Here is a 14576-nt window from a genome sequence, read left to right on the forward strand (position 1 = left end):
TGAGTTCTCAAGGAACGGAAGCTTCCTTCGAGACCGTTTCACCGGCCCCTCCGGGCTTTCCCTTCGTTGTGTTCCGACTCTATCAGAAGATTTTCCGTCGGAATTACCACCCGTTTTCCGAGCACACACGTTTCCGTGGGTTCTCGTTGAAGCGGTCGTGCCAACCTACTGGACGGCTCTGCACGGAGCAAATCGGGGGTAGGGATCCGGACGGGCGTGCGGACGGTACGCCTCAGGCGGAATCACCACTTGGCATGACTTAGGCTGCTGTGGCGGCTGGCCGTCCGGTGACAGGCAGTGACGGCTCTTGATACTCCGCGTCTAGGAGGCTTCCTCATGACGACCGTTTCGTCTCCCCTCGCCGGCCGGGCCATCGGGCTCGCGGCTGTGCCGGACCCCGTGTTCTCCGGAGCGATGGTGGGTCCGGGCACGGCGATCGACCCGGTGCGCGAGCCCGGTGAGGCGGTGGCTCCGGTGGACGGCGTGATCGTCTCCCTGCACCCGCACGCCTTTGTCGTGGTGGACGACGAGGGGCACGGGGTGCTGACCCATCTTGGCATCGACACCGTCCAGCTCAACGGTGAGGGTTTTGAACTGCTCGTGGCCAAGGGTGACACCGTCGCCCGCGGTGACGCGGTGGTGCGCTGGGACCCGGCGGGTGTGGAGGCGGCGGGCAAGTCGCCGATCTGCCCGGTGGTCGCGCTGGAGGCCACCGCGGACGCGCTGGCCGGGCTGGTCGAGGCCGCGGACGTGGCCGCGGGCGACACCCTTTTCAGCTGGAAGTAGGGGACACGACCGATGGAGACGACTCTTCAGGGTGTCGGCGTCAGCCACGGTGTGGCGATCGGCGAGGTGCGGCACATGGGCACCGCGGTGCTGGAGCCGCCGGCCAAGCAGATCGCGTCCGGGGAAACGGCGCGTGAGCAGGGACGGGCGCGGCAGGCCGTCGAGGCGGTCGCCGCGGATCTGAAGGCCCGCGGCAATCTGGCCGGCGGTGAGGCGCAGGCGGTGCTGGAGGCGCAGGCGCTGATGGCGCTCGACCCCGAGCTGCTGGCGGACGTGGAGCGCCGGGTCGCGGTGGGCAGTACGGCCGAGCGTGCCGTCTACGACGCCTTTGCTTCCTACCGGGCGCTGCTGGCGAACGCCGGGGAGTACCTCGCGGGCCGGGTCGCCGACCTGGACGACGTGCGCAACCGGATCGTGGCCCGGCTGCTGGGTGTGCCGATGCCGGGTGTGCCGGACAGCGACGAGCCGTACGTGCTCATCGCGCGGGACCTGGCACCGGCGGACACCGCGCTGCTGGACCCGGCGCTGGTGCTGGGTTTCGTGACCGAGGAGGGCGGGCCGACCAGCCACAGTGCCATTCTGGCGCGGGCGCTGGGTGTGCCGGCGGTCGTGGCGCTGCCGGGTGCGGGCGAGCTCGCCGAGGGAACGGTCATTGCGGTGGACGGCAGCACCGGTGAGGTGTTCGTCGAGCCGAGCACGGAGAAGGTGGCCGCGCTGACCGCCGCGGCGGAGGAGCGCAAGGCCGCGCTCGCGGCGGCGTCCGGTCCGGGTGCCACGTCGGACGGGCACAAGGTGCCGCTGCTGGCGAACGTGGGCGGGCCCGCCGATGTGCCGGCGGCGCTGGCGGCGGGTGCGGAGGGCGTGGGGCTCTTCCGTACCGAGTTCCTCTTCCTCGACGACTCGGCGCAGGCGCCGTCGGAGGAGAAGCAGGTCGAGGCCTACCGGCAGGTGCTGGAGGCGTTCCCGGGCGGCCGGGTCGTGGTGCGGGTGCTGGACGCGGGCGCCGACAAGCCGCTGGACTTCCTGACGCCGGCGGACGAGCCGAACCCGGCGCTGGGCGTGCGCGGTCTGCGGTCGCTGCTGGACCACCCGGAGGTGCTGCGCGGGCAGTTGCGGGCGCTGGCGACGGCCGCGGCCGGGCTTCCGGTGTATCTGGAGGTCATGGCGCCGATGGTGGCTGACCGCCAGGACGCCAGGGCGTTCGCGGACGCGTGCCGGGAGGCGGGGCTGGCGGCGAAGTTCGGTGCGATGGTGGAGATCCCGTCGGCCGCGCTGCGGGCCAGGTCGGTGCTGCAGGAGGTGGAGTTCCTGTCGCTGGGGACGAACGACCTGGCGCAGTACACCTTCGCCGCGGACCGGCAGGTCGGCGCGGTGGCGCGGTTGCAGGACCCGTGGCAGCCGGCGCTGCTGGACCTGGTGGCGCTGGCCGCGGAGGCGGCCAAGGCCGAGGGGAAGAGCTGCGGTGTGTGCGGTGAGGCCGCGGCCGATCCGCTGCTGGCGTGCGTGCTGACGGGTCTGGGTGTCACCAGCCTCTCGATGGGTGCGGCGTCGATTCCGTACGTGCGGGCGACGCTGGCGAAGTACACGCTGGCGCAGTGCGAGCGTGCGGCAGCGGCGGCACGGGCGACCGACAGTGCCGACGAGGCGCGCCGGGCCGTACAGGCGGTGCTGTCCGGCGAGTAGCCGGGGTCTCCCCGCGCGGTGGCGTGCGGGGTGGCCGTGGAAGGGCGCTTCACCTTCGGGTGGGGCGCCCTTCCTGCTGTGCGGCGGGTGTGCGGGCGGGGTCAGCCGTGGTGGGGTGCGGTGCCGGGCGGCGGGGGTGGGAGGTCGAGGCCCGCGCGGTAGCGGACTCCGGGTTCGGGCGGGAGGAGGTCGCCGGTCTCGGGGTCGGTGCAGTAGGCGTCGAAGACCTCGGCCTCGGTGAGCGGGTGGGGTCCGTCGCGGTGCAGGGACCAGCCGCGCACGGTGTCGGTGCCGCGGCTGTCGGTGGTGCGCAGGACGAGGCCGCCGGGGCGGGTGGTGCGGCGGGCGGCGGCCATGACGGTGCACAGGGTGGTGGTCTCGGTGTCGTCCAGTTCGATGGCGCCGTCCGGCGCGGTGCTGACCTGGGCGGCGGCGACCAGGGGCGGTCCGGCGTCGGGGGGCAGGCTGGCCACGAGGTGGTGCTGGCCGGGGCCCGCGGCGGCGAGCAGGCGCAGCACGGTGTGGGCGGCGAGGTCGAAGGCGCAGTGGGCGAAGAGTTCGCCGCAGTCGGGGCACTGGCCGGCGGCGGCGAGCAGGTCGGCGGCGCTGTCGCGGGTGGCGCGCAGGTCTGCCGTGCGGGCGAGGCGGGCGCGCAGCCGGCGCAGTGGCTGGCGGGTGTAGGGGACGGCGGGGCCGGTGGTGCCGACCTCCGCGGTGTAGCGGACGCGGGCTTCGGGGGTGTCCGGTGGCCGGCGGGTGTCGGCGCAGTGGTCGGCGAACCGCTCGGGGTCGAAGAGCGTGACGGTGACGCTGGTGCCCTGGGCGTGCAGGGAGCGGAGCAGGGCGTCGACCTGTCGCAGGTACGTTCCGTAGTCGGTGAAGGGGAAGGTGCGGTAGCCGGTCATGGTGGTGAAGTCGTGCTCGTCGAGGAGCAGTCCGACCACGGTGGGGGCTTCGCGGCGCAGGGCCCGGCGGTGGTCGGTGCGGCCGGGTGGGCGGCGCCGTGCCCTGCTCCGTACCGTTTTACGGGTGCGTGGGCGGTGGTCGGCGCCGCCCCTGGTGCGGCGCGTGCCGGCTTCGGCGGTGGTGGTCCGGGTGCTGGCCTGCGTGTGGCCGGTGTTCTGCACGGCTCCCCCTGTGCGCGGATCGGTGTGATCTCTACTGCTCACCGACTGTAACGGGGGCCACTGACAACGTGACCGTCTCCGGTGTCCGCGGGGCGCGGGCGAGGCGGCGCAGGACGATGCGGCGCTGGAGGAGCGCGGCGGCCGCGAGGACCGCGCCGAAGCCGATCCAGCCCAGGGGTCCGCCCGCGATGACCACGGAGGTGACGAGCAGCGGCCCGACGCAGCGGGCGGCGGACTGCGCGAGGCCGTACACGCCGACGTAGGCGCCCTGGGCCTCGTCCGGTGCGAGGCAGACGGACAGCTCCCAGCCGACCGCGGACTGGACCATCTCCACAACGGTGAAGGCGACGGCGGAGGCCAGCACGGCGGCGGTCGCGGCCCACCGGTCGTGCACCACGGCGGCGGCGGTGACCAGGCCGGACAGCAGCAGCCAGGCGGCCACCGGGCGCAGTGAGTCCGCGGCGACGCGGGCGGTGGTCGCGAAGCGGGACATCCGGACCTGGAGGAGGACGACGATGACGGTGTTGATGACGAAGACGCTGGCGGCCAGGCCGTGCGGGGCGTCGGTGCGGGTGAGGATCCACAGCGGCAGGCCGACGGTGAGGGCCACGCCGTGCAGGAACATCGCGGCGTCCAGGACGGCGTAGCCGAGGTAGCCCGCGTCCCGCCAGGGGCTCGCGGCGGCGGGCGGGGCGGTGGGGGCCGCGGGGCCCGCCGACGCGGAGGAGGTGACGGTCCTGGTGGCGGAGGGCGGTTCGGCGCAGCGGGCGACGAGCAGGGCGACGACGACGAAGGAGAGGGCGTCGCCGAGGAGCAGCAGGCGGTAGACGAAGGTGGTGCCGACGGCCAGGGCGGCGGAGGCGGCCAGGCCGCCGACAGTGTAGCCGACGTTGACGACGGTGCGCTGGACGGCCTGGTAGCGGGCGCGGTCCTGGCCTGCGACGCGGGCGGCGAAGAGCTTGGTGAGGACGGAGGCGGAGCGTTCGCCGAAGCTGCCGAGCGCGACGAGCGGCAGCAGCTGCCAGAAGCCGTGGGCGACCAGCATGGCCAGGCCGGAGGCGGCGCGCAGCAGTTGGACGGCGAGCAGGACGCGGGTGAGCGGGAGCCGGTCGGCGAGGCGTCCGGCGAGCGGGGCGCCGGCGATGCCCGCGACGCCGCCGAGGCCGAGGAGCAGGCCGGTGCTGCGGGTGTCGAGGCCCGCGACGACGACGAAGTACAGCGCGGTGACGGAGTACCAGAGGCCGGAGCCGGTCTTGTCGACGAGGTTGATCCACAGCATCCGGCGGCCGTCGGGGCCGCCGGGTATCTGCGGGAACTTCAGTGCCTTCGCTGCCCGCTGCACGATCGGTGCCCCCTGCACGGCGTCACGTCCTTCGCCCGGTGGCGCGGACCGGTTCCCGGCCCTTGCCAACTCTTTTGTATTGGTACATACTTCAGCTTGTGGCAACACAATATGCGATCGAGGGCGGTACGGCCAGGGAGATTTCCGCGTCCGCCGAACGGGCCGTCGCCGAGGGCCGGTTGCGCCCCGGCGAGACGCTGCCCCCGGTGCGGGCGCTGGCGGCGACGCTCGGGGTGAGCCCCGGCACGGTGGCGACGGCGTACCGGGAACTGCGGGGCCGGGGCGTCGTCGTGACCCGGGGGCGCGGCGGCACGGTGGTGGCGCCCGCGGCCGCCGCCCCCTCGCGGCGGCCGCCGCAGGTGCCGGAGGGCCTGCGCAACCTCGCGGGCGGGCACCCCGACCCGGCCTTCCTGCCGGAGCTGGTGCCGCCGGGCCGGCTCACGCCCTACGCCCGGTCGCACCGCCGCTCGCCGCGGTTGCCGGAGCTGGAGGAGCTGGCCCGCGCGTGGTTCCGCCGGGACGGGGTGCCGGACGAGCACGTGACCTTCGCGCACGGCGCGCTCGACGCCATCGCGCGGCTGCTGTCGGTGGAGCTGCGGCCGGGCGACGCGGTGGCGGTGGAGGACCCGGGCTTCCACCACCTGCTGGACCTGGTCCAGACACTGGGGCTGCGGACCCTCGCGGTGCCGGTCGACGACGAGGGAATGCGGCCGGAGGGGCTGCGGGCCGCGCTGCGGGGCGGGGCGCGGGCCGTGGTGACCTTCCCGCGGGCCCAGATCCCTTACGGTTCGCGGGTGTCGCGGGCGCGCCGCGAGGAGCTGCTGGAGGTGCTCGCCGGTGCCCCCGAGGTGCTGGTCGTCGAGGACGACGGGACGGCGCGGGTGGCCGGCGGCCCGCTGTGGTCGCTGACGACGGCGGGCGAGCGGGGACCGGCCCGCTGGGCGCAGGTGCGGACCGTCTCCAAGTCGCTGGGCCCGGACCTGCGGTGGACGCCGATGGCCTGCGACGCCACCACCCTCGCCCGGCACGACGCGCGGCTGCTGGTGACGTCGGGCTGGATCAGCCACGTCCTCCAGGAGACGGCGCTGCGGCTCCTGGCGGATCCGGCCACGGACGCGCTGATGGCCGCGGCGACGGCGGCGTACGACGAGCGGCGCGAGGCGCTGATCGGCGCGCTGGCCGCGTACGGCGTCGAGGCGCACGGGCGCAGCGGGCTGAACGTCTGGGTGCCGGTACGCGACGAGTCGGCGGTGGTCAACGGGCTGCGGTCGCGCGGCTGGTGGGTGGCGGCCGGTGCCCGCTTCCGGATCGCGGCGGCACCCGGCGTGCGGATCACCACCGCGGAGCTGGCACCGGCCGAGGCGCTGCGGCTGGCCGCCGACTTCGCGGCGGCGCTCACGGACACGCCGGGCCCGTACGGGGACTGATGTCCGGACGGGGCGAAGGGCCCTACTCCCCCCGTCCGGCGGCGCGTTCGGCGCCGAGCCGCTCGAAGAAGCGCAGCACCGACAGGTCGTCGACGGAGCCCGGGTTGACGGCGCGGTCCAGCGGGGTGCCCTGGAGCAGCCGTTTGACCGGCACCTCGATGCGCTTGCCGGTGAGGGTGTGCGGCACGCCGGGCACCTCGATGACCTCGTCCGGCACATGGCGCGGGGAGAGCTGGGAGCGCAGCGCGCCGGCGATCCGGTCGCGCAGCGCGTCGTCCAGTTCCGCCCCGTCGGCGAGCCGGACGAACAGCGGCATCCAGTAGCCGCCGTCCGGTTCCTCGATGCCGATGACCAGGGATTCGGCGATCTCCGGGAGCCGCTCGACGACCTCGTAGATGTCGGCCGACCCCATCCGTACGCCCTGCCGGTTGAGTGTGGAGTCGGAGCGGCCGTGGATGATGACCGTGCCACGCGAGGTGCGGGTGATCCAGTCGCCGTGCCGCCACACGCCGGGGTACATCGCGAAGTAGCTGTCGTGGTAGCGGCTGCCGTCGGGGTCGTTCCAGAAGCGGACCGGCATGGACGGCAGGGGGTTGGTGACGACCAGTTCGCCGACCTCGTCGACGACCGGCTCGCCGTCGGCGTTCCACGCCTCCAGGCCGGTGGCCAGGCACGGCGCCTGGAGTTCGCCGACGTGGACGGGCAGCGTCGGCACACCGCCCGCGAAGCAGCTGCACACGTCCGTGCCGCCGCTGACGGAGGCGATCCACAGGTCCTCGGCGACCTCGTCGTGCAGCCAGCGGAAGCCGTCGGGGGGCAGCGGCGAGCCGGTGGTGGCCACGCAGCTCACCCGTGACAGGTCGAAGTCGCGCCCGGGGTGCACACCGGCCTTGCGGCAGGCGACGACGTAGGCGGCGGAGGTGCCGAAGACGGTGGTCCCGGTCTGCTCCGCGATGCGCCACTGCGCCTCGACCGAGGGATACCCGGGGCTGCCGTCGTAGAGGACGACCGTGGCTCCGGCCAGCAGGCCCGACACCAGGAAGTTCCACATCATCCAGCCGGTGGAGGTGTACCAGAAGAAGCGGTCGTCGGGTCCGAGGTCGAGGTGCAGCCCGGTCTGCTTGAGGTGTTCGAGCAGGATGCCGCCCTGGGACTGGACGATCGCCTTGGGCAGGCCCGTGGTGCCCGAGCTGTACAGCACCCACAGCGGGTGCTCGAACGGCACCGGCTCGTAGACCGGTGCGGGGTCGTCGGCGACCAGGTCGCGCCATTCCAGGGCGCCTTCGGGCGCCGGGGTGCCCAGCAGCGGGATGTGCACGGTCGCGCGCAGCGTGGGCAGGCCCTGCCGGGTCTCGGCGACGACGGCGGTGCGGTCGTGCTCCTTGCCGCCGTAGCGGTAGCCGTCGACGGCGAACAGCACGACCGGCTCGACCTGCTGGAAGCGGTCCAGGACGCTGCGGGAGCCGAAGTCCGGCGCGCACGAGGTCCACACGCCGCCGACCGCGGCGGTGGCCAGCAGCGCGACGGCCGCCTGCGGGATGTTGGGCAGGTAGCCGCTGACCCGGTCGCCGGGGCGGACGCCGAGCCGGCGCAGCGCCGCGGCGAGCGAGGCGACCTGCTGGGACAGCTCGGCCCAGCTGAGGATGCCGGTCTCCATGCGCTCGTCGACGTGCACGACGGCGGGCAGGTCGCGGCGCGCGGCGTCGAGGGCGGGACGCAGCGCGTGCTCGGCGTAGTTGACGGTCGCGCCGGGGAACCAGCGGGCCCCGGGCATCGCGTCGTCGGCGAGCACCTGCTCGTAGGGGGAGCCGAAGCGCACGTCGTACCACTCCGTGAGGGCCTGCCAGAAGGTCCGGCTCTCGCGCACCGACCAGGCGTGCAGGGCGGCGTAGCTGCCCTGCGGGTCGTCGGGGCGTACGGCGGGGGCGCCGTGCCGCTCGTGGGCCCAGTTCTGGAAACGGGTCACCTGCGCGCGGACGACGCGCTCGGGACCCGGGGTCCAGAGGGCCTCGGGGGCGCGGTCGGCTTCGGCGGGGCTGGTCATGGGCGGCTCCAGGACGGTGCACAGCACGGCTGGTCAGGACGATGCCATGCCGGCGGCCGGATCGCCAGGGCGGCCACCCACAGGGTGCGGGCCCCCGGTGTGGCGTCCGCCACCGCACCCGAAGGTGAACACCGGCTGAACGGGCGGCGTGTCGTGCGAAGGCAGTGAAAAGCTGGGGCCATGGATGCACGGGACCTGCTGCGGTCGGTACGGATGGCGGGTTCCGCCCAGGGACGGCGCACGGTGGCCGCGGCGTGGCGGCGGGACCGCGCCGACGCCAGGGACCTGCCGCGGTACGGCGCCGAGCGGGCGCGGGTGCCCGGGGCCGTGGTGCGGGCCGAGCCGATGCCGGGCGGCGGCACCGTGCACTTCGCCCGGTCCGTGCTGCGGGTGCGTGTCGCGGCGGGCGGCGCGGTCTTCTGCGGCTGGGACGGCGCGGCGCCCCAGCCGTCGTACGCACTCGCGGGCGCGACCAAGTGGGGCCCGGCGCCCGGCCTCACGGACGGCGGCTGCCCCGAGGCCGATCCGCGGGCGCTGCTGGAACCCGACCAGGACGGCTGGCGGGTGGTGTCGGAGCGGATGACGGTACGGGTGTCCGCGCACGGCGCGGTGGAGTTCCGCACCCCCGGCGGACGGCTGCTGCGGCGGGAACTGCCGCCGCGCTGGTGGGATCCGGCGGGCGCGGCGGAGGGCACCAGCGGGGGGCGCTGGGTGCAGCGCTCGGAGACCCCGGCCGACGCGCGGGTGTACGGGCTGGGCGGCCGGGCCGCGGGGCCGCGGCTGCCGGCGGGCACCTACCGGCTGTGGAACACCGACCCGGGCGGCTCGTTCGAGCCGGGCGACGACCCGCTGTACATCACCATGCCCGTGCAGCTGCTGGTCTCCGACGCGGGCTGCCACCTGGTCTTCCACGACAACACATGGGACGGCCGGGTCACGCTGCGCGACGGCGAGGAGGGCGCGGGCTCCGGGCACGACCGGCACGGCGGCTGCGAGCTGCGGATGGACGGCGGCCCGCTGCGCTACTGGGTCGTCGCCGGTACGCCGACCCGGGTACTGGCCGGATGGACCGCGCTGACCGGGCGGCCGGCGCTGCCGCCGCGCTGGGCGCTGGGACACCAGCACGCCCGCTGGGGCTTCGGCAGCGAGCAGGAGGTGCGCCGGGTCGCGGCGGGCTACCGCGAGCACGGGCTGCCGCTGTCGGCGCTGCACCTGGACATCGACCACCTCGACGGCCACCGGGTCTTCACCGTGGACCGCGCGAACTTCCCCGACCTGCCGGGCCTCGCCCGCGACCTGGACGGCCAGGGGGTGCGGCTGGTGTCGATCGTCGACCCGGCGGTCAAGCGCGAGCCCGGCCTGGAGGCGTACGACGGCGGGCGCGCGGTGGACGCGTTCGTGCGCGACGCGCGCGGGCGCGAGGTGCGGGGCGTGGTGTGGCCGGGCGAGGCGGTCTTCCCCGACTTCACCGACCTGGCGGTGCGCGCGTGGTGGGGCGGGCTGTACGCCGAGCGGCTCGGGCAGGGCTTCGCCGGGGTCTGGCACGACATGAACGAACCGGTGTCCTTCGCCGCCTTCGGCGAGCCGACGCTGCCGCGCTCGGCCCGGCACGCGCTGGAGGGCGCGGGCGGCGACCACCGCGAGGCGCACAACGTGTACGGCCTGGCGATGGCCGCGGCGGGCTACCAGGGCCTGCGCGACCTGCGCCCGGAGCAGCGGCCCTTCCTCTTCTCGCGGTCCGGCTGGGCGGGCATGCAGCGCTACGGCGGCACCTGGTCGGGGGACGTGGCGACGGGCTGGGAGGGGCTGCGCGCCTCGCTCGCGCTGGTGCTGGGGCTGGGCCTGTGCGGGGTGCCGTACTCGGGTCCCGACGTGGGGGGCTTCACCGGTTTCCCGTCGCCCGAGCTGTACCTGCGGTGGTTCCAGCTGGGCGCCTACCTGCCGTTCTTCCGCACCCACTCGGCGATCGACGCGGGGCGCCGCGAGCCGTGGGAGTTCGGGCCCGAGGTGCTGGAGCACGCCAGGGCCGCGCTGGCGGAGCGGACCAGGCTGCTGCCGTACCTGGACACCCTCGCGCACGTCGCGCACCGCACGGGTGCCCCGTACGTGCGCCCGCTGTGGTGGAACTCCCCGGGCGACCGGGCGCTGCGGGACTGCGGTGACGCCTTCCTGCTGGGCGACTCGCTGCTGGTGGCGCCGGTGCTGGAGCCGGGGGTGACGATGCGTTCGGTACGGCTGCCGCGCGGGCTGTGGTACGACACCGCGACCGGCGAGGCGCACCGCGGGCGGACCCGGGTGCGGCTCGCGGCACCGCCCGGCCGGATCCCGGTGCTGGCCAGGGCCGGGGCGGTGCTGCCGGTCGCGGGCGAGGGCGGGGCCGTGGAGCTGGAGGCGTGGGCGCCGCGGCGGGACCGCACCGGCGGCGGGGTGCTCTTCACCGGTGACCCGGACGGCTGGCGGCGGCCGCGCATGGAGCGCTTCGTGTCGCGGTGGGCGGACGGCGCCGTGGTGGTGGAGCGGGACGGCGGCGAGGAGCCCGGCTACGCCGTACGGGTGCGCGGCGCGGGGTCGTAGCCGCCGTCGAACCAGCGGCGGGCGGCCAGGGTGTGCAGCGGGAAGCCCAGTTCCCGCGGAGCGCGCAGCAGTTGGTGGCCGTCGGTCTCGTCGGTGGGCGCGGACGGCGGCAGGTCGGCGGCGGGGCGTTCCGGCAGCAGCCCGAAGAGCAGCAGGTAGCCGCCGGGCGCGTCGGTGAGGGCGTCGGCGAGCCGGACGTCGGCGGGGTCGGCGGCGATGCCGGTCTCCTCGGCCAGTTCCCGGGTGACGGCGTGCTGCCAGCTCTCGCCGTGATCGATGAAGCCGCCAGGCAGGGCGAGTTCGCCGCGCCGGGGCTCGATGGTGCGGCGGATGACGACGAGGGCGGTGCCGGCGCTGTCGCGGACGGGCAGCAGGGCGACGGCGACCGGCAGCGGGTTGCGGTAGGCGACGGTGCCGCACACCGGGCAGCGCCGCGGCCAGGCCGCCCCGGCGGGGTAGGGCGCCCCGCACGCGGAGCAGTGGGAGTTGCGCACCGCAGGCGCGGCAGGGGTCGCGGACACGCCGGGACTGTATCCGATCGTCTGTCGCGGCGGGTGCCATCCCTGGTATCCCAGGGGGATGCCGAAACTCACGACTTTACTGCGGGCACTCGTCCTGCCTCTCGCCACACTGGCCGCGGTCACCGTCACCTCCGCGGCCCCGGTGCAGGCGCGTCCGGAGCCCAAGGCGCCCGCGCAGTTCGTCGCGCTGCGGGACGTGGATCCGACGATCATCCAGGAGATGCGGTACATCACCCCGCACAACTTCACCGGCGCCCCCGTCGACGGCTACCGCAAGCCGATGTGCATCCTCACCCGGCCCGCCGCCGAGGGCCTGCACCGGGTGCAGCAGGGGCTGCTGCGGCGCGGCTACTCGCTCAAGGTCTACGACTGCTACCGCCCGCAGCGGGCCGTGGACGACTTCGTGGCGTGGGCGGCGGACCTGGACGCCACGCAGATGAAGGCGGAGTTCTACCCGCAGGTCGACAAGACCCGGCTGTTCGCGGACGGTTACATCGCCGCGAAATCCGGGCACAGCCGCGGCAGCACCATGGACCTGACGGTGGTGCCGCTGCCCGCGCTGCCGACCCGCCCCTACCGGCCCGGTGAGCCGCTGACGCCCTGCTACGGGCCGAAGGCGGAGCGCTTCCCCGACAACTCGCTGGACATGGGCACCGGCTTCGACTGCTTCGACACCCTCGCGCACACCCTCGACCCGCGGGTGACCGGGGTGCAGCACGCCAACCGGATGCTGCTGATGGACGCGATGCAGGCGCAGGGCTTCACCAACCTGCCCGAGGAGTGGTGGCACTACACGCTCAATTCCGAGCCCTTCCCCGACACGTACTTCGACTTCCCCGTCGACCGCAGGTCCCTGACGTCCTGACGGTTCGGTCCGAAGGACTCCAGCACCACGGGCGCCCCGAGCAGCGATCCGATCGCCGCGCTCCAGCGGGCCGGTTCGCCGCCCGGGGTGTCCCACAGCGCGGGCGCGGCGCGCAGCAGCCGCGCCGTCAGCGCCGCCTGCCGCTCCAGGTCGCCGGGGGGACCGGCGGGCAGGCGCTCGACCAGCTCGCCGTCGATGCCGTAGGCGCGGCAGATCCGCAGGGACGGGAAGCGGGCGGGGGCGTCCAGGTGGGTCACGGCGAGCGCGTCCACGCCCCCGCAGACCTCGACGGCGTAGCGCAGCGCGACCGCGTCGAAGTGCCCGCTGCGGAAGGGGCCCTGCCAGCGGCCGTCGCCGTTGTGCGGCTCGGGCAGCAGCCCCGTCAGCTCGGGGTCCTCGGTGACCAGCGGGCCGGGGCCGTGCCGGGTGGTGTAGGTGCGCACCACGCCGAGCCGCAGCCCCTCCCCCGCCGCCCCGGCCTCGGCCAGCAGCGTCTCGGCGTTGCCGAAGGTCGTCGTCGACCAGGTGGTGTACGGGTGGAAGCCGTGCCACTCGTCGAGCAGGACGCCCTGGGCGCCCTCGAAGACCAGCGGCCCGCGCCGCGCCAGGCCGGCCAGCGCGCCGCTGTCGGTGAGGGTGACGGCGCGCGCGAAGGCCGCGTAGGCCTCGGCGCACGCCTCGACGGGTGGTGCGGGCAGCGGGCCGAGCTCGTCGGCGAGCCGGTCGCGCAGCAGCCGCAGCCGGCGCAGCAGCCGGGGGCGGGAGGCGCAGTCGCCCGCGGTCGGCGCGTCGCCGGGGTGGGCGAGGGCGTAACGGGCGGTCTCCCCCACGCCCATGCCGCACGAGCCGTGCCGGTCCGCGCCGCGGGCCTGCTCGCGCAGCCGGTTCGCGGCGGCGTGGTAGGGCGTGGCCAGGGGCGCGGCGCGGTCGACGGACAGCAGCGTGTACGGGTCGGGCAGGCCGAGTGCGCGCAGGTGGTCGGCCTCGGCGGCGAGCGCGAGCGGGTCGACGGCGGTGAAGCGGGACAGGTGGGTGGGCACCCCGTGCAGGGCGCCCGAGCCGAACTGGGCGAAGGTGTGGTGGCGGCCGTCGGGGGTGACGACGTTGTGGGCGGCCTGCGCGCCGCCGTTGAAGCGGACGACGGCGGCGACACCGCCGCCGCGGCAGAGCCGGTCGACGGTGGCGCCCTTGCCCGCGTCCCCGAAGCCGAGGTCCACCACGAGGGTGTGGGGGCGTCCGCCGGGGACGCGGGCGGTGGTCATCGCCGGTCCGACAGGGCGCGGGCGACCGAGTCGACGGCGTCCGAGCCCAGCTCGGTGAGATCGGCGAGGCCGGTGGCCAGGTCGATGGCCTCCTCGCCGAGTCCCACGGTCAGCGCGATGGTCTCGCACACCGCGTCCAGGTCGTCCAGCTCGATGACGTTCTGGCCGAGCAGGCGGCGCCACAGGGTCAGTACGTCGGCGTCGCCGGCGTGCGAGGCGCCCGCGGGGAGAATGTAGAAGACGTGGAACTTCCGCTTCAGCTCGGCCAGCACGTCCTGGACCGGGATGTCCTGCGGGATCGTCTCGCCGAGCACCGCCTTGACCTCACGGGCCTTGACCTTGCCGTAGGGCATCTCGTCGCCGATGAGGAAGAGGTAGCCGCGGCGGCCGCGCTTCTCGTGGCAGTCCAGGGCGGTGTGCCGGGCCATGGCGTACAGGGCCAGCTCGTAGGACTCGGTCATCTGGCCGCCGCCCCCGCCCTCCAGCAGGATGTTGCCGAGGTCGTCGTCCATCCGGTTGTCGGACTCGAACTGGCCGATCTGCAGCGGCACCCGGTCGCAGGTGGCGTCGCCGACCGCGCCGAAGAGGATCTGCGGGTCGGGGGTGTAGCCCTTGCGCAGCAGCAGCCCGAAGAGGTCGGGGAGCTTGGTCTGCAGGGTGCGCGGCACCCCGCCCATGGAGCCGGTGACGTCGAAGAGGACGGCGATGGCGAGCGAGGTGGGGTGCTCGTCGGAGTCGCGGCTCTCGCGCACGGTCAGGCCGTGCGGGTCGAGCGACTGGTGGGCGCGCCAGGTGTCGCGCGGCGAGCGGCGCCGCACGGAGTCGCTGTAGGCGAAGGCGCCGGTGCCGGAGGCGGCACGGTAGCGCTCGGCGGCGTCGTAGACATCGGTGGACCAGCGTCCGCTGCCCATGGTTTTCCCCCTGGGTGTGCTGTGGTGTGGTGTG

The 14576-nt window shown here is 74.8% G+C and carries 11 protein-coding genes; 5 read left to right on the forward strand and 6 right to left on the reverse strand.

Going from position 1 to position 14576, the window contains the following annotated elements; translation table 11 throughout:
* Positions 1 to 336 precede the first annotated feature (336 nt).
* Both ACWERV_RS20400 and ptsP read left to right on the forward strand, forming a co-directional pair.
* Entirely contained in the window at positions 337 to 786 is a 450-nt protein-coding gene (locus ACWERV_RS20400) for a PTS sugar transporter subunit IIA (RefSeq protein WP_398179383.1), read from the forward strand.
* Positions 787 to 798: 12 nt separating this feature from the next.
* Positions 799 to 2469 carry a phosphoenolpyruvate--protein phosphotransferase gene (ptsP, locus tag ACWERV_RS20405; RefSeq protein WP_452934877.1) on the forward strand — a complete coding sequence of 557 codons (1671 nt, stop codon included), beginning with the start codon at positions 799 to 801 and terminating at the stop codon, positions 2467 to 2469.
* A 101-nt stretch (positions 2470 to 2570) separates the two neighbouring features.
* Here the strand turns inward: ptsP and ACWERV_RS20410 are convergent, their stop codons facing one another.
* A complete protein-coding gene (locus tag ACWERV_RS20410; protein ID WP_452934880.1) occupies positions 2571 to 3596 on the reverse strand; it encodes a hypothetical protein in 1026 nt (341 codons plus the stop codon).
* Positions 3597 to 3627: 31 nt separating this feature from the next.
* Positions 3628 to 4956: an MFS transporter gene (locus ACWERV_RS20415; protein WP_452934883.1), complete on the reverse strand. Its 1329-nt coding sequence runs from the start codon at positions 4954 to 4956 to the stop codon at positions 3628 to 3630.
* Positions 4957 to 5036: 80 nt separating this feature from the next.
* Here ACWERV_RS20415 and ACWERV_RS20420 point away from each other — a divergent pair, with 80 nt between their 5' ends.
* Complete coding sequence (locus ACWERV_RS20420) at positions 5037 to 6365, forward strand: aminotransferase class I/II-fold pyridoxal phosphate-dependent enzyme (protein ID WP_452934886.1); 1329 nt, start codon at positions 5037 to 5039, stop codon at positions 6363 to 6365.
* 22 nt (positions 6366 to 6387) lie between these two features.
* Here ACWERV_RS20420 and ACWERV_RS20425 read toward each other — a convergent pair whose 3' ends face one another.
* The gene (locus tag ACWERV_RS20425; protein WP_452934889.1) at positions 6388 to 8409 is read right to left on the reverse strand and encodes an acetoacetate--CoA ligase; all 2022 of its coding nucleotides are present in this window, start codon (positions 8407 to 8409) and stop codon (positions 6388 to 6390) included.
* Between the two features lie 180 nt (positions 8410 to 8589).
* Here ACWERV_RS20425 and ACWERV_RS20430 point away from each other — a divergent pair, with 180 nt between their 5' ends.
* Positions 8590 to 10983: a glycoside hydrolase family 31 protein gene (locus tag ACWERV_RS20430; protein ID WP_452934892.1), complete on the forward strand. Its 2394-nt coding sequence runs from the start codon at positions 8590 to 8592 to the stop codon at positions 10981 to 10983.
* Here ACWERV_RS20430 and ACWERV_RS20435 read toward each other — a convergent pair.
* Positions 10950 to 11504, reverse strand: coding sequence for an NUDIX domain-containing protein (locus ACWERV_RS20435; protein ID WP_452934895.1), 555 nt, complete (start codon positions 11502 to 11504; stop codon positions 10950 to 10952). The two genes, ACWERV_RS20430 and ACWERV_RS20435, sit on opposite strands and share 34 nt — an antisense overlap.
* Before the next feature lie 58 nt (positions 11505 to 11562).
* Between ACWERV_RS20435 and ACWERV_RS20440 the strand changes: the two genes are divergently transcribed.
* A complete protein-coding gene (locus ACWERV_RS20440; protein WP_452934898.1) occupies positions 11563 to 12369 on the forward strand; it encodes a M15 family metallopeptidase in 807 nt (268 codons plus the stop codon).
* Here the strand turns inward: ACWERV_RS20440 and ACWERV_RS20445 are convergent.
* Both ACWERV_RS20445 and ACWERV_RS20450 read right to left on the reverse strand, forming a co-directional pair.
* Positions 12294 to 13631, reverse strand: coding sequence for an adenylosuccinate synthetase (locus tag ACWERV_RS20445; RefSeq protein ID WP_452934901.1), 1338 nt, complete (start codon positions 13629 to 13631; stop codon positions 12294 to 12296). The two genes, ACWERV_RS20440 and ACWERV_RS20445, sit on opposite strands and share 76 nt — an antisense overlap.
* Positions 13628 to 14542 carry a hypothetical protein gene (locus ACWERV_RS20450; RefSeq protein ID WP_452934904.1) on the reverse strand — a complete coding sequence of 305 codons (915 nt, stop codon included), beginning with the start codon at positions 14540 to 14542 and terminating at the stop codon, positions 13628 to 13630. The genes ACWERV_RS20445 and ACWERV_RS20450 overlap by 4 nt, the downstream gene beginning before the upstream one ends.
* Between the last annotated feature and the right edge of the window lie 34 nt (positions 14543 to 14576).

This window comes from Streptomyces sp. NPDC004031 (assembly GCF_053604375.1).